The sequence below is a fragment of the Georgenia thermotolerans genome, assembly GCF_009193185.1.
In the GTDB taxonomy this organism is placed as follows: Bacteria; Actinomycetota; Actinomycetes; order Actinomycetales; family Actinomycetaceae; genus Georgenia; species Georgenia thermotolerans.
Genome location: NZ_VUKF01000014.1, coordinates 54,485 through 70,946 on the forward strand (window position 1 = coordinate 54,485; position 16,462 = coordinate 70,946).

Sequence of the window (16,462 nt, forward strand, 5' to 3'; positions counted from 1 at the left end):
CGGGCGCCCGCCTGCCGGGTGGTCGACCGCCGCTGCGCCGCTCAGCCCCGCGCGAGGGCGAAGAGCCGGTCGAGGATGCGCTCGCCGTCGACCCGGATGCCGTCGTGCTGATACTCGTTGGTCACCCACGGGCGCAGCTTCCGGATGGTCCGCGCGGTCTCCAGGGACAGCTCGACCGGGACGAACATGTCGTCGACGTAGACCGCCGCCGCCACCGGGACCGTGTTACGGGCGAGCACCTCGCGGTCGTAGAGCCGGGGGAAGTCCTCCTTGGCGGCGAGCAGGTCGGCGGCCGCCGCCAGCGGGGCCAGCGCCGGGTCCTCGCGCAGCTGCCACGGGTAGATGTGCTCGCCGGTGAGGTGGTAGGGGGTGCCGGGCCAGGCGGGGTCGGCGTCCTCGGCCATCGTGGGGAACTCCCCGCGCACGCGCTGGGCGGCCCAGTGCGTGGCGGCGCCCTGGGCGTAGATCGCCTCGTGGAGCGCCGCGTACAGCTCCCGGCCGGCGTAGCTCACCAGCGCCCCGACGTCGGCGAGGAAGGCCCGGCTGAGCCGCCGGGTGCCGCCGACGGTGACGAAGGGGTCCTCGAAGAGGTAGTGCAGCGCGTCGAACCCCAGGTCGGCCCCGAGCCGGATGCCCACCTGCCGCAGCCGGCGGGCGGTGAGCCGCTCCCCGGTGGGCAGCCGCTCGTCGGTGTCGGCCAGGTGCCGGGCGAGCTCGCGCAGGCGGGCCTGGTCGGCGGGGTAGCGGGCGAAGTACTGCACGTTGCGGCGGGCGGTCTTGGCGTAGGTGAGGCGGTAGACGTCCTCGGCGCTGGCCGTCAGGGCGGGCAGCCCGCCGGTGATGTAGGCGGCGCTGAGCCCCTCGGGCGCGGCGCTGAGGTAGGCGGTGATGACGAACCCGCCGAAGGACTGCCCCAGCGCCGCCCACGGCCGGCCCCCGGTGAGCTCGCGGCGCAGCGCCTCGGCGTCGGCCACGATGGCGTCGGCGCGGAAGTGCGCGAGGTAGGCCGCCTGCGCGGCGGCGTCGCCGCGGGCGGTGACCGTGACGGCGTCGGCCGGGGTGGAGGCGCCGGTGCCGCGCTGGTCGAGCAGGACCACCCGGTAGTCGCGCAGCGCCCGGTCCAGCCAGCCGCCGATCCGCGCCGGCCGGTCGGCCCGCCCGCCGGGCCCGCCCTGGAACCACACGAGGTGGGGCAGGTCCGCGCCGCCGTCGCGCACGATCTCCCGGGCGAAGAGCGTGAGGGTCTCCCCGGCCGGGTCGGCGTGGTCGAGCGGGACGGTCAGGCGGTGCTCGAAGACGTCGTGGCCGTCGAGGCGGTAGCTGGTGGTGTCCATGGCGGCATTCTCCCGGGCCGGGCCGCCGACGCGCCTCCGTGACCGGGTGCGCCCGGGTGGTGGGGCCAGTGTCAGCGGGTGCGCCCGGGTGGTGGGGCCGTCAGCGGGTGCGCCCGGGTGGTGGGGCCGTCAGCGGGTGCGCAGCGTGGGCGTGGCGGGCGCCGCCGTCCCGTGCTGGGCGTCGGACAGGCGGGCGATGGTCGCCTCCGCCCGCCGGACCCGGGCCAGCGCCCGGCCGGGCAGGACGTCGGTGAGGAACTCGTACCGGTCGGCCGTCGCCCGCGCGCCCGGCGCGCCCGTGCGCGCGGCCCCCACCGTGGCGTCCCACCAGTCGGCGATGTCGCCCCAGCCCGGGGCGGCCAGCGACCCGCCGAAGTGCTGGACCGCCAGCCCCGAGCACAAGGTGGCGAAGCGCAGCCGCTGCTCGAGCGGCCAGCCGTGCAGGGTGCCGGTGACCAGGGCGGCGGCGAAGACGTCGCCGGCGCCGGTGGCGTCGATGGCGTCGACGTCCAGCGGCTCCACCCGCACCTCCCGCCCGCCCTCGACGGCCAGCGCCCCGTCCCCTCCGAGCGTGACGACGACGAGCGGGACGTGCTCGGCCAGCACCCGTGCCGCCTCCGCCGGGTCCGCCGTGCGGGTGTACGCCATCGCCTCCGCGGCGTTGGGGGTGAAGGCGTAGCAGCCGTCCAGCCGCTCGGACAGGGCGGCGTCCCACGCCCCGGAGGGGTCCCAGGCGGCGTCCGCGAACACCAGGGTCCCCTCGTCGGCCATGGGCCGCCACCACCCGTCCGTCTCGCCAGCCGGGACGAGCTCGGTGACGACGGCGCGGGCGGCGGGCGGGTCGCCGAGCAGGTGGTGGGCCGGCTCGGGGTCCGGGTGGCCGTGGGTCACCATCGCCCGGTCGCGGCCCGAGGCCATGGACACCGTCACCGAGGTGTGCCAGTGCCGGTAGCGGCGCGAGGCGGACAGGTCCACCCCCTCCTGCTCGGCCAGCACCGTCCACAGCCAGTCGGCGTAGGCGTCGTCGCCGAACCCGGCGGCCATCCCGGTGCGCAGGCCCAGCCGCGCCATCGGCACGGCGAGGTTCGCGATGCCGCCGGGCGCGGTGCCCATGCCCTGCGCCCACACCTCGGTGCCCGGGCTGGGAGCGGCGGGCAGCCCGGTGAACACGACGTCGAAGAAGACGGGTCCGGCGACGAGGACGTCCAGCGGCTCGGCGGGGGCGGTGGTCATGGGGGGATCCTCCCATCCCGATACCGTGGCCCCGTGCAGCTGACGATCCTCGGCGGCGGGGGCTTCCGCGTCCCGCTCGTCTACCAGGCCGTGACCGCCGCCCGCGAGCGGGTCGGCGTCGACCGCGTGGTCCTCCTCGACGACGACGCCGCCCGGCTCGCCGTCATGACCGACGTCCTCGCCCAGCTCCGCGCCGAGGCGGGCACCGGCCCGGCCGTGCGGGCCACCACCGACGTCGACGAGGCCGTGCGCGGCGCCGACGTCGTCTTCTCCGCCATCCGGGTGGGCGGGACCGGCGGGCGCACCCAGGACGAGCGCGCCGCCCTGGGCCTGGGCGTCCTGGGCCAGGAGACCGTCGGCCCGGGCGGGCTGGCCTACGCGCTGCGCACCGTGCCCGTCGCCGACGCCCTCGCCGAGCGGATCGCCGCGCTGGCGCCGCGGGCGTGGACCATCAACTTCACCAACCCGGCCTCGATCGTCACCGAGGCCATGCGCGCCCACCTGGGCGACCGCGTCGTCGGCATCTGCGACACCCCCATCGCGCTCGTGCGCCGCACCCTGCGCGCCGTCGGCCTGGACCCGATGGCCTTCGACCGCGGCGAGGCGGAGGTCGACTACGCCGGGCTCAACCACCTCGGCTGGCTGCGGGGGGTGCGCGCCGGCGGCCGGGACCTGCTGCCCGGCCTGCTGGCCGACGACGCCGCCCTGCGCGGGCTGGAGGAGGTCCGGCTCATGGGCGCCGAGTGGGTGCGGGCCCAGCGCGCCCTGCCCAACGAGTACCTGTACTACTACGACTACACCCGCGAGGCGGTCGCGGCGCTCGCGGCCGAGCAGCGCACCCGCGGGGAGTTCCTCGCCGGGCAGCAGGGCGCCTTCTACGCCGCGGCCGCCGCCGAGCCGGCGCTGGCGCTGGCGCTGTGGCGCGGGGCGCTGGCCGAGCGGGAGGCGACCTACATGGCCACCGAGCGCGAGAGCACGGCCGCGGGGGAGCGGCACGCGGAGGACCTCGGCGGCGGCTACCACGAGGTCGCCGTCGACCTCATGGCCGCCCTGCTCGGCGGCGAGGAGCACCGGATGATCCTCGACGTCGCCAACACCGGTCCCGACGGCGCCCCCCTGCTGGCGGGCCTGCCCACCGACGCCGTCGTCGAGGTGCCGGTGCGGGTCGACGGCGCCGGGGTGCACCCGCTCGGGCAGCGCACCGCGCTGGCGCCCTCGATGCTCGCGCGGGTGGCGACGGTCAAGGCCTGCGAGCGGCTCGTCATCGACGCCGCCCGCACCCGCTCGCGGGAGGCGGCCTGGCTGGCGTTCGCCCGCCACCCCCTGGTCGACTCGGTGGCCGTGGCCCGCCGGCTGGTGGACGCCTACCTGCCGGCCTGAGCCTCCCGCCGCCCGCCGTTCCGCCTGCGCGCCCGGCCGGTGTGCGGCAACCTGGGGGCCCACGCACCGGCGCACGAGCGCGCCGGAGGGAAGGGGGAGCCGATGACCGTCCGACTGTGGTCGCGCGAGGGCGAGCCGGAGCACGGCGCGGAGTTTCGCCGCGTGCTGTGGACCGGGGAGCAGAGCCAGCTCGTGATCATGACCGTCCCGCCGGGCGAGGAGATCGGCGAGGAGACGCACGAGGGCACCGACCAGATCCTCAGCTTCGTGGCGGGGGCGGGCAAGGCGGTCATCGACGGCGACGAGAAGTTCGTCGCCCCCGGCGACATCGTCGTCGTGCCGGCGGGGGCACGGCACAACTTCCTCAACGTCGGGCCCAACCCGCTGGTGCTGTACACGATCTACAGCCCGCCCGAGCACGCCGACGGCGCGGTGTACGCGACCAAGGCCGAGGCCGACGCCGCCGAGGAGTCCGGCCGGGACGAGCCGCCGCAGGGCTGAGCGATCCCGGCTTGACCGACGCCGCGCCCAGGCGTTCCTCGGCGTGCCGTCCGAAATCGCCTGCCCGCGCCGTGCCCGCCCGTATGATCGCCCGGCAGGTCGGGCTCGAGGTCGGCGCGACACCCGTTCCCACCCTGCGGCTGCAGAGGGGCCGTCGCTGTTCGACTTCGCACGGACGACATCGAGGTGCTCGTCAGCCAGCACCCCTGCCAACGCAGCGCCCGTCGTCGTCCGACCGCCAGAAGGAACACCCATGTCCGACCAGCCCCAGCCGAACCCGGAACGGTACCTCCCGCAGCCCTACCAGCCGCAGCCGTACCAGCAGCCTCCGTTCCCGCCGGCGGGCCAGGCGCCGTACCCGCCAGCGGGTCAGGTGCCGTACCCGCCGTCGTACCAGTACCCCCACCTGCCGCAGCCCTACCCCCAGCCCACGGTGATCGTGATGCCGAAGTCGCGGCTGCTGACGGCGGTGCTCGCGTCCTTCTTCGGCCACCTGGGTGTGCACAACTTCTACCTCGGCTACACCGGCACGGCGGTCGCCCAGCTGGTCCTGGGGATCGTCGGCTGGCTCACCTCCTTCATCATCGTCGGGTTCTTCATCCTCGTCCCGCTCTGGATCTGGGTGATCGTCGAGCTCATCTTGTTCCTGGTCGCCAAGGAGGGCCGGTACTCGAGGAGCGCCAACGGCGTGCCCCTGAACTGACAGCGCCCGCCGGTGGGGCCGTCGCGCCGGGGTCCTACGATGATGGGCCGGACCCCGAACGAGAGGCGGACACATCGTGGCAGACGGCCTGACCATCGGATACGCGGCGGCGCTCGAGCAGTTCCACCCCACCGAGGCGGTGGACTACTCCGCGCAGGCGGAGGAGCACGGGTTCTCCGGCGTCATGGCGGCGGACCACTTCCAGCCGTGGACCCCGACCCAGGGCCAGGCGTCCTTCGTGTGGAACGTGCTCACCGCCGTCGGCGAGCGCACGCGCGGGGACTTCGGCCCCGGGGTGACCGCGCCGACGTTCCGGTACCACCCGGCGATGGTCGCCCAGGCCTCGGCCACCCTGGCCGCGATGTACCCGGGCCGGCACTGGCTGGGGCTGGGCTCGGGCGAGGCGCTCAACGAGCACATCATCGGGCAGTACTGGCCCGAGGCCCCCGAGCGGATCAACCGGATGTTCGAGGCCATCGAGATCATCCGCAAGCTGTTCACCAACTCCCTGGCGGGCAAGGACACCAAGCACGCCGGGACGTTCTACAAGCTCGAGTCCACCCGGCTGTGGACCATGCCCGAGCAGGCCCCGCCCATCCTCGTGGCCACCGGCGGCCCGGTGACGGCCAAGCGGGCCGGCAAGCACGCCGACGGCCTGATCACGGTCGGCGCGCCGCTGGAGAAGATCGGCGGGCTGTTCGAGAAGTTCGCCGCCGGGGCGCGCGAGGCCGGCAAGGACCCCGACGCGATGCCCAAGGTGCTCCAGCTGCACCTGTCCTGGGCGCCGACGGACGAGGAGGCGCTGGCGAACGCGATGGAGCAGTGGCCCAACGGGGGGATGAAGTTCCCCAAGGCCGACATCCGCTCCCCGTACGACTTCGCCGCCATGGCCAAGCTGGTGCGCGAGGAGGACTTCGCCGGCCGCATGGTCATCTCCGCCGACCCCGACGCCCACCGGGCCGAGATCCAGAAGTACGTCGACCTGGGCTTCGACCGGATCTACCTGCACAACGTCGGGCGCAACCAGGCCGAGTGGCTCGAGGTCTTCGGCCGCGACGTCCTGCCGAAGCTCGCCCGATGAGCGCCACGCCCGGCCCGGACGCCGCCGCGCCCACCGGCCCGGACGCCGCCGCGCCGACCGGCGCCGCCGCAACGGCCGGCGCCGCCGCAACGGCCGGCGCCGACGTCACCGCCCCGGCGGCCCTCGTCATGGCCCAGGCGCCCGACGGCGTGCCGGTCATCACGCGCGGCGACGACCTCGCCGCCCGGCTCACCCCGGCGCTCGCGGCCCTGCGCTGGCCCGACGGGTCCACCGGGGTGGCCGAGGGCGACGTCGTCGTCGTCGCCTCGAAGGTCGTCGCCAAGGCCGAGGGGCGGCTCGTGGCCGCCCGGGACGCCGCCGAGCGCGAGGCGGTCATCGCCGGCGAGACCGTGCGGGTGGTGGCCACCCGGCAGCGGCCGGACGGGACCATGCTGCGCATCGTCGAGAACACCCAGGGCCTGGTCATGGCCGCCGCGGGCGTGGACTCCTCCGACGTGCCGGCCGGCACCGCGCTGCTCCTGCCCGAGGACCCGGACGCCTCCGCCCGCCGGCTCCGGCGCGGGCTGCACGCCCGGCTGGGCGTGCGCCCGGGGGTGCTGGTCACCGACACCGCCGGGCGGCCGTGGCGCCGCGGGCTGGTCGACATGGCCATCGGCGCGGCCGGCGTGCGGGTGCTCGCCGACCATCGCGGCCGCCGCGACGCCTACGGCCGCGAGCTCAACGTCACCGTCATCAGCCTGGCCGACGAGATCGCCGCCGCGGCCGAGCTGGTCAAGGGCAAGGCGGCCGGGCGCCCGGTCGCCGTCGTGCGCGGGATGGCGCACGCGGTGACCCTCGAGGACGGCGACGGCGCGGCCACGCTCATCCGCCCGCCCGCGGAGGACATGTTCCGCCACGGCGTGGACGCCGACTGACTCCCTCAGGGAGATCGGGCTGTCAAGCGGTCCTGCTGGTCGCGGGCTGCGCGTCGCGCCCGTCGAGGTCACCGATGACGTGAGGGCTCGCCCCGGTCATGAATGCCCAGAAGCGTTCGGCCGGGTTCGCGGCGAGGACGCGCAGGTGCACGAGCTGCTCCTTGCGGTGCCGGCGACCAGCGCCGGCCCGCCGACCCGCCTCGTGGCATCCGCCCGTCGACCCGGGCGATCTCCGGCCTTGGGCAGGCGCGCCAGGCGAGCGTGTAAAGAGTTCTTGACATCACCCGTCGGCCCCCTACCTTGATGTCAAGAATTCCTGACATGAGGAGCGGGCGATGGTCTACGAAGAGCGCAACATGTGGTCGAGCCTCGTCGTGAGCGTGATCGGCGTGATCATGTACGTCGTGGTCGTGCTCCAGCGGGCGGCGGGGGGCCCGCTCACGGAGGTCGACTGGTGGCCGGTCATGCTCTGGACCATCGGCGGCAGCATCGTCGCCGCGATCGCGGTGAGCATCGTCTGGGGAATCATCGCGGGCACGCGCGACCCCGACGGAGTGGGCAGGTCCGACGAACGCGACCGCGAGATCGCGCGCATGGGCTCGCGCGTCGGCCAGGCCTTCGTCGTGATCGCCGGTGTCGGCGTGATCGTGCTGTGCGGCTTCCAGGCCCACTGGTTCTGGATCGCGAACGTGATGTTCTTCGGCTTCGCCCTGTCAGCCATCGTCGGCGGCATCGCTGGCGTGATCGCCTACAGGCGCGGGCTGGCCTGATGGTCAGGCCCACAAAGGTCACCAACTCGATCCGCGCGGCGCGAGAGGGAGCCGGGATGACGCAGGCCGCGCTCGCCAAGCAGATCGGTGTCACGCGCCAGACCCTCATCGCGATCGAGCAGGGCAGGTACTCGCCGACGCTCGAGCTCGCCTTCCAGATCTCCCGCGTCTTCGGCCTCGGCCTCGACGACCTCTTCCAGTACCCGGAGGGATGACGTGACCGGCAAGACGGATGCAGCGAGGCAGACCATGACGGCGTGGCGGCAGACCGAATACGGCGGGCCGGAGGTCCTTCGCGCCGAGCAGGTGCCGGTTCCGACCCCGGGTCGCGGAGACGTGCTGCTGAAGATCGGCGCAACCGCGCTCAACGCCGCCGACGTCCGTCTGCTGCGCGGCGATCCGCTGCTGCTGCGTCTCGCGTTCGGCATCCGCCGCCCGAAGCAGCCCGTGAGGGGGATGGATGCCGCGGGCGTGGTCCTTGCCGTCGGCGCGGACGTGTCCGGCCTCGCAGTGGGCGACGAGGTGGTGGGCGAGCTTCCCGGCGGGGCGCTCGCCGAGTATGCCGTCGCGCCCGCCGCGCGGCTGGTGCGCCGCCCCGCCGGCCTCGCCCCGGCGACGGCGGCCGCGCTCGCGCTGGCCGGGGGCACGGCGTGGCAGGCCTTGGAGCGAGGGGCAGTGGCCGCCGGATCATCCGGTCGTCGCGTTCTCGTGATCGGCGCGTCCGGCGGCGTCGGCACCTTCGCCGTGCAGCTCGCCGCGATGAGGGGCGCCGAGGTCTGGGCGCTGTGCGGCGAGCGCAACCGGTCGCTGCTCGAGCGGTTGGGCGCCACGCGCACGTTCGACTACCGCTCCACGGCCATCGCGGAGCTCCCCGCGGCATCGTTCGACGCGATCATCGACATCGCCGGGACCGCTCCGCTCCGCGCGCTGCGCCGGTTGCTCCTGCCGGGCGGAACGCTGGTGATGGTGGCCGGCCTCGGCGGCCCGGTGCTCGGCCCGATACCGCGGATCCTGCGGGCAGCGCTGCTCTCGATCGGATCGAAGCGTCGCATCCGCCCGCTGGCCGCGGTCGCCAAGCCCGAGATCCTCGCCGAGCTCCTCGCGCTCGCCGCGAGGGGCAGCATCACGCCGGTGATCGAGCGCACGTGGCCGTTGACCGAGGCGCGCGAGGCGCTCGCCCACGTCGACGCCGGCCACACCGTCGGCAAGGTGATCGTGGTCCCCGGACACTGAGCGCGCCGGCACCTGCGCGTGCGGTCGCGGGGGCACACGGGTGTCCCCCGTCGCGCCGAGTGCTCAGGCCGGGTCGAGCACCAGCAGGTCCCGCCCGGCCACCGCCAGGCGGTGCGCCCGCACCCCGTAGACGTCGCTGACCAGGTCGGCGGTGAGCACCTCGCGCGGGTGCCCGGCGGCCACCACGGTCCCGCCGGCCAGGACGAGCACGTGGTCGCAGAAGCGCAGGGCGTGGTTGAGGTCGTGCAGCGCGGCGAGCACGGTGACGCCGTCCGCGGCCAGGTCCCGGGCCAGGCGCAGCACCGCGAGCTGGGCGCCGACGTCGAGGTGGTTGGTGGGCTCGTCCAGCAACAGCAGCGCCGGCTCCTGGGCGAGCGCGCGCGCCAGGTGCACCCGCTGGCGCTCCCCGCCGGAGAGGGTGGCGAAGTCCCGGCCGGCCAGCGCCTCCGCCCCGGTGCGGGCCATCGCCCCGCGGGCGACCGCGAGGTCGGCGGCGCTGTCGGCGCCCCACCGGGCCCGGTGCGGGGTGCGGCCGAGCAGGACGACGTCGAGGACGTCGCGGGAGACGTCGGCGGGGGCGTCCTGCTCGACCAGCGCGAGCTCGCGGGCGCGCTCGCGGCGGGTCAGCGTGCCCAGGTCGCGGCCGGACAGCAGGACCGCCCCGGCGTCCAGAGGCACCGCGCCGACGACCGCCCGCAGCAGGGTCGACTTCCCGGCGCCGTTGGGCCCGACGACGGCGGTCACCGCCCCGGCCGGGACGGCGCCGTCCACGCCGTCGAGCAGGACGGCCCGCCCGGCGCTGACCCGCAGGCCGGCGAGGTCCAGGGCGGGAACGTCCAGGGGAGCGGCGGCGTCCGGCGGCGAGGGCGCCGCGCCCGGCACCGGCGGCGGGGACGGAGGTGACGCCTCGGTGCGCAGTTGACGTCTCGCGCCCAACTTGACGTCTCGCGGGTGGGTCATGCGGTGCCGGCCTTCCGACGCAGGAGGACGGCGAACACCGGTGCGCCGATGGCCGCGGTGAGCACGCCCACCGGCAGCTCGCGCGGCTCGAACAGGCTGCGCGCCGCGGTGTCGGCCACCAGCAGGAAGATCGCGCCGGCCAGCGCGGCCACGGGCAGCAGCCGGTGGTGGCGGGACCCGGCGACCAGCCGCACCGCGTGCGGCACGACCAGCCCGACGAACCCGATCGACCCGGCCACCGCCACCAGCAGCGCCGTCAGCAGCGCCCCCGCGCCCAGCAGCAGCCACCGGGCCCGGGTGACGGCGATCCCGAGGGAGGCCGCCGAGACGTCCCCGAACGTGAAGGCGTCCAGGGTGCGCCCCTGCGCGACGAGCACGGTGCCGACCACCGCCGTCGCCCCCAGCGCCAGCAGCGCCTCGGACCAGGTGGTCCCGCCGAGGGAGCCCATGAGCCAGGACAGCACCTCGCGGTAGGAGTCGCCGGTGGCGGACCAGATGATCACGAAGCTCACGACGGCGGAGCCGGCCTGGGCGACCGCCACGCCGGCGAGCACCGTGCGCACCGGCGAGAGCCCGCCGCCGCGGCCGGTGGCCAGCGCCAGCGTGACGGCCAGCGCCGCCAGCGCCCCGACGAACGCCGCCACCGGCAGCGCCGCGGTCAGGCCGAGCACGAGCACCGCGACCGCCCCCACCGACGCCCCGGAGGAGACCCCCAGCAGGTAGGGGTCGGCCAGCGGGTTGCGGGTGAGCGCCTGCATGACGGCGCCCACCACCCCCAGGCCGGCGCCGACGGCGGCCGCCGCGACCACGCGCGGAGCCCGGCCCTGCCAGACGATGGCGTCCTGGACCGGGGTGAGCGGGTCGGCCGGGCACCCGGCCGCGGCCAGCACCGCGGTGCACAGCCGGTGCCCGGCCGAGGCGGCGACCTGGGCGACGGTGATGTCCGCCTGCCCGAGCGTCACCGCCCAGCCGGCCGCCAGGAGCAGCGCCGCGGTCAGGGCGAGGAGGACGACGGCGAGGGGCGGCTGGCGCCGTCGGCCCCTCATCCGGCCCCCTGCAGCGCGGTGAGCTGGGCGGCGAGGTCGGTCACGGCGGCGACGTTGCGCACCCCGGCCTCGGTGGCCGGGAAGGGGACGGTGAGGTAGCGGCGCTCGCGCACCGCGGGCAGCGCCGCGGTGACCGGGTTCGCCTCGAGCAGGTCGATCTTGTGCGCGGCGGTGTTCCAGGAGGAGTCCACGAGCACGATGACGTCCGGCGCCCGCTCGGCCACCGCCTCCCAGGACAGGGCGGTCCAGGTGTCGGCGACGTCGGCGGCGACGTTCTCCAGCCCCACGGCCTCGAGGATCATCTGCGGGGCGCCGATGCCGGCCCCGACGTACGGGGCGTCCTCCCCGGAGGAGTACCACAGCGCGCTCAGCCCGGCGTCCGAGGGGGCCACCGCGGCCAGCTCGGCGCGCTGGTCGGCCACGAGGCGGGCGGCGGCGTCCTCCTCGCCGAGGATCCGGCCGGCCTCGGTGATCTCGTCGAAGACGAGGTCGAAGGTGAGCTTGTCCGGCTGGTAGGTCGGCGCCTTGCACGCCGCGGGCGAGACGTAGGTGGCGATCCCCAGGTCCGCGTACATGCTGCGCTCGCCGGCGCCGTCCGCCGAGAGGTTCGACTCCCAGCCGGCGTAGACCAGGTCCGGCTCGAGCTCGAGCACCGCCTCGGGCGCGGGGTTCTTCTCGGCCAGGACGGGCGCCGTGGCGGCGGCGTCGGCCAGGGCGGCGGGCGGCTCGCCGTCGGCGAAGGCGGTGCCGACCAGCCGGTCGCCGGCCCCCAGGGCGAGCACCATCTCCGTGGCGGAGGACTTGATGGTGACGATGCGCTGCGGCGGGGCGGCAAGGGTCGCCTCGACGCCGCAGCTGGCGACGGTGCGCGGGAAGCCGGGGGCGGCCGGGGCGTCGGCGGACGGCGACGGCGTGGCGGCCGGGGCCGCGCCGCAGGCGGCGAGGGTGAGCGCGGCGGCGGCCGCACCGAGGGCGGGCAGCAGGTGCCGGCCCGCCCGCGCAGCCGGACCGCCATTCTGGCTGCGACCGGCGTGGCGGTCCGGTCGCTGGGTGGGCTGGGTGGGCAGCTGGCGGGGGTGACGGCGCGTGCGCACGGGGACTCCTCGGGGGAGCGGGCCGGGGCCGGCACGCGCAGTCACCGCGCTGCGCGCCAGGCCCGGGGATCGACCGGGCCCAGCCCGGGCCCGCGCTACCGGGCCACGTCCGGCCCGGGATCCGTGGGGCAGCGTAGCGGACGGCCGAAACCTCACGCGGCCGGACCGGCCGGAACCTCACCCGGCGGGACCGGCCGGAACCTCACCCCGCCCGGCGCCGAAGGGCGTGACCACCGCCCGCCGCTGCGTTCCCCCCTCGCGGTAGGTGACCGTCCGGACCTCGACGCCGTAGAGCTCGGAGAGCGCGCCGTCGGTGAGCAGGTCCCGCGCGGCCCCGGCGCGCACGTCGTGCGGGGCCATCATGAGCACCGCGGCGTCGGCCAGGGCCAGCGCGTGGTCGGGGTGGTGGGTGGTCAGCAGCACCGCCAGGCCCTCGCCCACGAGGCGGCGCAGCAGCCGCAGCACGCGGGCCTGGTTCTGCAGGTCCAGCGCCGCGCAGGGCTCGTCGAGCACGAGGGTGGGGCACTCCGCGGCGATCGCCCGCGCGATGAGGACGAGCTGCTGCTCCCCACCGCTCAGGGTGGGGAACCGGCGCTCGGCCAGGTGTCCGATCCCGACCCGGCCCATCGCCTCCAGGGCCGCGATCCGGTCCGCCCGGCCCGGCGTCGCGAACACCCCGATGAGGCGGGTGCGGCCCATGACCACCATGTCCACCGCCCGGTAGGCGAACGCCCCGCCGCGGGCCTGCGGCACGTACCCCACGGCACCGCCGCAGCGCACCGCGCCCTCGCGCGGGGCGAGCAGCCCCGCGGCGCAGCGCACCAGGGTGGTCTTCCCGCGCCCGTTGGGGCCCAGCACGGCGGTGGCGGTCCCGGCCGGCACCGCCAGGCTGACGTCCCGGAAGAGCCACCCGCGGCCGGGGTAGCCGAAGCCGACGCGGTCGAGCTCAAGCACTGTCCCAGATCCTGTCCCGGTTGCGGCGCAGCAGCACGAAGAACACCGGCGCCCCGACCAGCGCCGTGATGACCCCCAGCGGGATCTCCGCGGCGGTCGCCGTGCGGGCCAGGGTGTCGACGGCGACGAGATAGGCCCCGCCCAGCAGGAAGGACACCGGCAGCAGCACCCGGTGGTCCGGGCCGACCCACATGCGGGCCAGGTGGGGGACCACCAGCCCCACCCAGGCGATGACGCCGCACACCGCCACCCCGCCGGCGACGACGAGCGCGGCGGCCCCGAGCACGACCCATCGCAGCGGGGCCGGCCGCAGCCCGAGCGCGGCGGCCTCCTCGTCGCCCAGCGACAGGACGTTGAGGCGCCAGCGCAGCAGGACCAGCGTCGCCGCGCCGGCGAGCACCGGCACGGCGGCGACCAGGACCTTCGCGAAGGTCGCCGTGGCGACGCTGCCCAGCAGCCAGAACACGATCGCCGGCAGGGTGGTGTAGGGGTCGGCGAGGTAGGTCACGAGCGAGACGAGGGCGGAGAAGAACGAGCCGGTGACCACCCCGCCCAGGACGACCATGAGCATCGAGGCGCCGCCGCGGGCGAGGGTGAGCACGAACAGCACGACCAGGGCGCCCAGCCCGCACACGAAGGCCCCGGCGACCAGGTACACGGTGCCCAGCCCCAGCAGCAGGGCCAGCGCCCCGCCGAAGGACGCGCCGGCCGAGACGCCGATGATCTCCGGGCTCACCAGGGGGTTGCGGAAGGTCGCCTGCAGCGCCGCGCCGGCGATGCCCAGGCCGCCGCCGACGAGCAGGGCGAGCAGGACCCGGGGCAGGCGGACGAGGAGGACGACGTTCTCCGCGCTCGCCGCCTCCCCGCCCCGCACCCGGCCGGCGAGGATCTGCACGACGTCGCCCGGGGGCACCGGGAACCGGCCCACCGACAGTGCCGCCAGCGCGACGGCGAGGACGACCAGCGTCATGACCGCCACCGGAACGGCCGCGGCGGTCAGGCCGTCGCGGGCCCGCGGCGCCCGCGGGGCACGCCGGGTGGTGCGGGCCGCCTCGTCAAGCATCGAACTGCCCGTAGTCCGCCGAGCCGTGGTTGGCCGCCGACCACAGGACCTGGTCGAGGTCGTCGTCGGTGGGCCGGTAGTCGTAGAGGAAGCCATAGGCCTCCCGCATCCGGTCCCGCAGGGAGGGGCCGTCGTCGCCGGGGAAGACGACGTGGGAGAGCCAGCGCCACATCAGCCCGGACTCCTGCCCCGGGGGGTCCCAGCGGTACCCGCCCAGCGGGACCTTGTACACGCGGCGGGTCCGCACGGCGGCGAGGGAGGCCCAGACGGGGTCGCGGTAGAGATCGTCGGGCATCGCCCCGTCGAAGTTGCCCAGCAGGACGACGTCGGGGTCCCACCGCAGCACCTGCTCCGCGTCCACGCCGACCATCCCGGCGCCCTGGACCCCGGCCGGCCCCGTCGCCGGGTTCTCCGCGCCGACGAGGCGGATGTAGTAGTCGTTGTAGGTCTGAGGGCCGGCCACCTTCAGCCCGGCCGCGAACCGGTTGAAGTACACGACCTTCGGGGAGCCGCGGGCCACCTTGGCGGTGCGGGCCTTGACCTCCGCCAGCGCCTCGTCGTTGCGGGCGATCATGTCCAGCGCGCGGGTGGGCTTGCCGAGCAGGGTGGCGAACAGGGTCGTCCAGGTCTCGAGGTCCTCCTGGGTCCCGTAGGTCACCCCGAGCACCTTCAGGCCGGCGTTCTCCAGCGGGGCGATGGTGCCCGTGCCCTCCTCCGCCCACTGCACGACGACGTCGGGCCGCAGCGCGAGGATGCTCTCGACGTTGGGGGTGAAGTCCTGCCCGGCGACGTCGTGGGCGATGCCGGTGGCCGCGGGGAAGATCTTGCCCAGGATCCCGTCGCGGATCGCCGTCCAGGACGCCTCGTGCATCCCCACCACGTGCTCGGCCGAGGCGTCGACGGCGATCGCCAGCGACGCGGCAGGCATCGGCAGCGTGACGATGCGGGTCACCGGGTGGTCGAAGGTCAGGGTGGTGCCGCGCTGGTCGGTCACCGTGATCGCGCCGGTGCCGGTGCCGGTCCCGGGCGCCGTCCCGGTGCCCGCGCCGGTCGGGGTGCCGGGCGGGGCGGGGCGGTCGGTGCAGGCGGCGAGCAGGCCCACGCCCCCGAGGAGCGCGGCGCCCCGCAGGACGTCGCGCCGCGAGAGCGCCGGCGGCTCGCCCGCCCCGCTCATGCCAGCAGCCCCAGCGGCCCGGCGTCCGCGGCGTCGTTGACGATCCGCAGGTGCCGGGCGGTGTAGTGGCCCAGCGCCCGCACCTGGGGGGCGGTGAGCCGGTCGCAGACCCACTCCCAGTGCATGGCGACCCAGTCGCCCGCCCGCAGGTCGGCGCCCGGGCCGAGGCCGTCGACGGCCCGCTCGACCGTCTCCGGCCGGGGGCCGCCGAGGTCGAGGCGGCGCCCGTCCCACGTCAGGTGTCGCGCCGCGACCTCGACCCGGTCGCCGTGGACGTGGAGGACCCGGCCCCAGCGGATCCGGCACATGTCCAGCACGGTCAGCGCCTGGGCGGCCCGGCGGTCGTCGCCCAGCAGCCCGGTCCACGGGTAGACGCAGAGCACGGCGAAGCTGTGGTGGGGCACGCCGCCGGCGAGCACCTCGGCGGTGAGGCGGCCGAAGCGCGGGCCGGCCAGGTACCGGAAGCGGTCCTCCATCGACCCGGCGACGTTGCCCACCCCGACGCGGTCGAGCAGCCGGCTGCCCACCCAGTAGGCCTCCACCGCGCGCCGGTCGAGCGGGTCGGGCAGCCCGGTGGCCCCGGCGATGAGCTCGAGGTACGGCCAGGCGCCGGCGAACTCCCGCGCCATCGCGCGCAGCCCGCCGGCGTCACCGGCGGTGCCGCTCTCGAAGAACGCCAGGTGGTCCGCCGGGCCGCAGTAGCCGTGGCGGTTGGGCGGGAAGGCGTACCGGGCGAACAGCACCGGCCCGGCCACCGTCGTCCGCGTCGTCGTCGCCGTCATGGTGCCCCCCGCGGGTCCGCGTCCCGGCCGGGCCCCAGGAGCTCGAGGCCCTCCATCGCCCGCGCCGCCCGGTCCTCGTCGATGACCTCCATGGCGAAGCCCATGTGGATGAGCACCCAGGCGCCCGGGCCCGGTGGCGGGCCGTCGAGCATCCCGAGGTTGATCGTGTCGCGCACCCCGCGCACGTCGGCGAGCGCGAGCATGCCGCCGTGGCCCTCCACGGCCGCGACGATCCTGCCGGGAATCCCTAGGCACATGTGCTGTCTCCGTCCTCGTCGG

Annotated in this window: 19 protein-coding genes; 8 read left to right on the plus strand and 11 right to left on the minus strand. The window is 75.9% G+C overall.

All coding sequences use genetic code 11. The features are described 5' to 3' along the window. Positions 1 to 41: 41 nt before the first annotated feature. Positions 42 to 1,334 carry an alpha/beta fold hydrolase gene (locus tag GD970_RS08495; RefSeq protein ID WP_152202454.1) on the minus strand — a complete coding sequence of 431 codons (1,293 nt, stop codon included), beginning with the start codon at positions 1,332 to 1,334 and terminating at the stop codon, positions 42 to 44. Between the two features lie 129 nt (positions 1,335 to 1,463). Then, complete coding sequence (locus GD970_RS08500; protein WP_152202455.1) at positions 1,464 to 2,567, minus strand: carbohydrate kinase family protein; 1,104 nt, start codon at positions 2,565 to 2,567, stop codon at positions 1,464 to 1,466. 33 nt (positions 2,568 to 2,600) lie between these two features. Here GD970_RS08500 and GD970_RS08505 point away from each other — a divergent pair, with 33 nt between their 5' ends. The 5 genes from GD970_RS08505 to cofE all read left to right on the plus strand — a co-directional run bounded on the left by GD970_RS08505 (position 2,601) and on the right by cofE (position 7,107). Continuing rightward, positions 2,601 to 3,947, plus strand: coding sequence for a family 4 glycosyl hydrolase (locus GD970_RS08505; protein WP_152202456.1), 1,347 nt, complete (start codon positions 2,601 to 2,603; stop codon positions 3,945 to 3,947). 102 nt (positions 3,948 to 4,049) lie between these two features. Beyond that, positions 4,050 to 4,448 carry a cupin domain-containing protein gene (locus GD970_RS08510; protein WP_152202457.1) on the plus strand — a complete coding sequence of 133 codons (399 nt, stop codon included), beginning with the start codon at positions 4,050 to 4,052 and terminating at the stop codon, positions 4,446 to 4,448. Between the two features lie 253 nt (positions 4,449 to 4,701). After that, positions 4,702 to 5,151 (plus strand): TM2 domain-containing protein, encoded by a 450-nt coding sequence (locus GD970_RS08515; protein ID WP_152202458.1) that lies wholly within the window; start codon positions 4,702 to 4,704, stop codon positions 5,149 to 5,151. Positions 5,152 to 5,227: 76 nt separating this feature from the next. Then, the gene (locus GD970_RS08520) at positions 5,228 to 6,232 is read left to right on the plus strand and encodes a TIGR03557 family F420-dependent LLM class oxidoreductase (protein WP_152202459.1); all 1,005 of its coding nucleotides are present in this window, start codon (positions 5,228 to 5,230) and stop codon (positions 6,230 to 6,232) included. Continuing rightward, entirely contained in the window at positions 6,229 to 7,107 is an 879-nt protein-coding gene (gene cofE, locus GD970_RS08525; RefSeq protein ID WP_319593455.1) for a coenzyme F420-0:L-glutamate ligase, read from the plus strand. Before GD970_RS08520 ends, cofE begins: the two co-directional genes overlap by 4 nt. A 22-nt stretch (positions 7,108 to 7,129) precedes the next feature. On the opposite strand, the gene GD970_RS22470 is transcribed toward cofE, so the two are convergent. Then, complete coding sequence (locus GD970_RS22470) at positions 7,130 to 7,258, minus strand: hypothetical protein (protein WP_264372234.1); 129 nt, start codon at positions 7,256 to 7,258, stop codon at positions 7,130 to 7,132. A 184-nt stretch (positions 7,259 to 7,442) separates the two neighbouring features. Here GD970_RS22470 and GD970_RS08530 point away from each other — a divergent pair, with 184 nt between their 5' ends. Genes GD970_RS08530 through GD970_RS08540 form a run of 3 tightly spaced genes read left to right on the plus strand, consistent with a single transcriptional unit; the run spans position 7,443 to position 9,110 of the window. Next, a complete protein-coding gene (locus GD970_RS08530) occupies positions 7,443 to 7,877 on the plus strand; it encodes a hypothetical protein (protein WP_152202460.1) in 435 nt (144 codons plus the stop codon). Further along, the gene (locus GD970_RS08535; protein WP_152202461.1) at positions 7,877 to 8,092 is read left to right on the plus strand and encodes a helix-turn-helix transcriptional regulator; all 216 of its coding nucleotides are present in this window, start codon (positions 7,877 to 7,879) and stop codon (positions 8,090 to 8,092) included. Before GD970_RS08530 ends, GD970_RS08535 begins: the two co-directional genes overlap by 1 nt. A 1-nt stretch (position 8,093) precedes the next feature. Further along, entirely contained in the window at positions 8,094 to 9,110 is a 1,017-nt protein-coding gene (locus GD970_RS08540; protein WP_226925232.1) for an NAD(P)-dependent alcohol dehydrogenase, read from the plus strand. Between the two features lie 63 nt (positions 9,111 to 9,173). Here the strand turns inward: GD970_RS08540 and GD970_RS08545 are convergent, their stop codons facing one another. The 8 genes from GD970_RS08545 to GD970_RS08585 all read right to left on the minus strand — a co-directional run bounded on the left by GD970_RS08545 (position 9,174) and on the right by GD970_RS08585 (position 16,440). Next, a complete protein-coding gene (locus GD970_RS08545; RefSeq protein ID WP_152202462.1) occupies positions 9,174 to 10,070 on the minus strand; it encodes an ABC transporter ATP-binding protein in 897 nt (298 codons plus the stop codon). Further along, positions 10,067 to 11,116, minus strand: coding sequence for an iron chelate uptake ABC transporter family permease subunit (locus tag GD970_RS08550; protein ID WP_152202463.1), 1,050 nt, complete (start codon positions 11,114 to 11,116; stop codon positions 10,067 to 10,069). The genes GD970_RS08545 and GD970_RS08550 overlap by 4 nt, the downstream gene beginning before the upstream one ends. Beyond that, positions 11,113 to 12,210 (minus strand): putative F420-0 ABC transporter substrate-binding protein, encoded by a 1,098-nt coding sequence (locus GD970_RS08555; RefSeq protein ID WP_405002569.1) that lies wholly within the window; start codon positions 12,208 to 12,210, stop codon positions 11,113 to 11,115. Before GD970_RS08555 ends, GD970_RS08550 begins: the two co-directional genes overlap by 4 nt. Before the next feature lie 177 nt (positions 12,211 to 12,387). Then, complete coding sequence (locus tag GD970_RS08560) at positions 12,388 to 13,164, minus strand: ABC transporter ATP-binding protein (RefSeq protein ID WP_152202464.1); 777 nt, start codon at positions 13,162 to 13,164, stop codon at positions 12,388 to 12,390. After that, positions 13,157 to 14,227, minus strand: a complete 1,071-nt coding sequence (locus GD970_RS08565) for a FecCD family ABC transporter permease (protein ID WP_152202465.1) — start codon at positions 14,225 to 14,227, stop codon at positions 13,157 to 13,159. Before GD970_RS08565 ends, GD970_RS08560 begins: the two co-directional genes overlap by 8 nt. Then, positions 14,220 to 15,401 (minus strand): ABC transporter substrate-binding protein, encoded by a 1,182-nt coding sequence (locus tag GD970_RS08570; protein ID WP_226925233.1) that lies wholly within the window; start codon positions 15,399 to 15,401, stop codon positions 14,220 to 14,222. Before GD970_RS08570 ends, GD970_RS08565 begins: the two co-directional genes overlap by 8 nt. Beyond that, the gene (locus GD970_RS08580; protein ID WP_152202466.1) at positions 15,398 to 16,183 is read right to left on the minus strand and encodes a DUF6390 family protein; all 786 of its coding nucleotides are present in this window, start codon (positions 16,181 to 16,183) and stop codon (positions 15,398 to 15,400) included. Before GD970_RS08580 ends, GD970_RS08570 begins: the two co-directional genes overlap by 4 nt. Further along, complete coding sequence (locus GD970_RS08585; RefSeq protein WP_152202467.1) at positions 16,180 to 16,440, minus strand: HypC/HybG/HupF family hydrogenase formation chaperone; 261 nt, start codon at positions 16,438 to 16,440, stop codon at positions 16,180 to 16,182. The genes GD970_RS08580 and GD970_RS08585 overlap by 4 nt, the downstream gene beginning before the upstream one ends. Positions 16,441 to 16,462 lie beyond the last annotated feature (22 nt).

Bases quoted from the DNA above. Each gene is read 5' to 3' on its own strand.
- GD970_RS08545 (WP_152202462.1), bottom strand. From the start codon at position 10,070: ATGACCCACCCGCGAGACGTCAAGTTGGGCGCGAGACGTCAACTGCGC.
- GD970_RS08530 (WP_152202460.1), top strand. From the start codon at position 7,443: ATGGTCTACGAAGAGCGCAACATGTGGTCGAGCCTCGTCGTGAGCGTG.
- cofE (WP_319593455.1), top strand. From the start codon at position 6,229: ATGAGCGCCACGCCCGGCCCGGACGCCGCCGCGCCCACCGGCCCGGAC.
- GD970_RS08580 (WP_152202466.1), bottom strand. From the start codon at position 16,183: ATGACGGCGACGACGACGCGGACGACGGTGGCCGGGCCGGTGCTGTTC.
- GD970_RS08565 (WP_152202465.1), bottom strand. From the start codon at position 14,227: ATGCTTGACGAGGCGGCCCGCACCACCCGGCGTGCCCCGCGGGCGCCG.
- GD970_RS08515 (WP_152202458.1), top strand. From the start codon at position 4,702: ATGTCCGACCAGCCCCAGCCGAACCCGGAACGGTACCTCCCGCAGCCC.
- GD970_RS08535 (WP_152202461.1), top strand. From the start codon at position 7,877: ATGGTCAGGCCCACAAAGGTCACCAACTCGATCCGCGCGGCGCGAGAG.
- GD970_RS08510 (WP_152202457.1), top strand. From the start codon at position 4,050: ATGACCGTCCGACTGTGGTCGCGCGAGGGCGAGCCGGAGCACGGCGCG.
- GD970_RS08500 (WP_152202455.1), bottom strand. From the start codon at position 2,567: ATGACCACCGCCCCCGCCGAGCCGCTGGACGTCCTCGTCGCCGGACCC.
- GD970_RS08585 (WP_152202467.1), bottom strand. From the start codon at position 16,440: ATGTGCCTAGGGATTCCCGGCAGGATCGTCGCGGCCGTGGAGGGCCAC.
- GD970_RS08570 (WP_226925233.1), bottom strand. From the start codon at position 15,401: ATGAGCGGGGCGGGCGAGCCGCCGGCGCTCTCGCGGCGCGACGTCCTG.
- GD970_RS08495 (WP_152202454.1), bottom strand. From the start codon at position 1,334: ATGGACACCACCAGCTACCGCCTCGACGGCCACGACGTCTTCGAGCAC.
- GD970_RS08550 (WP_152202463.1), bottom strand. From the start codon at position 11,116: ATGAGGGGCCGACGGCGCCAGCCGCCCCTCGCCGTCGTCCTCCTCGCC.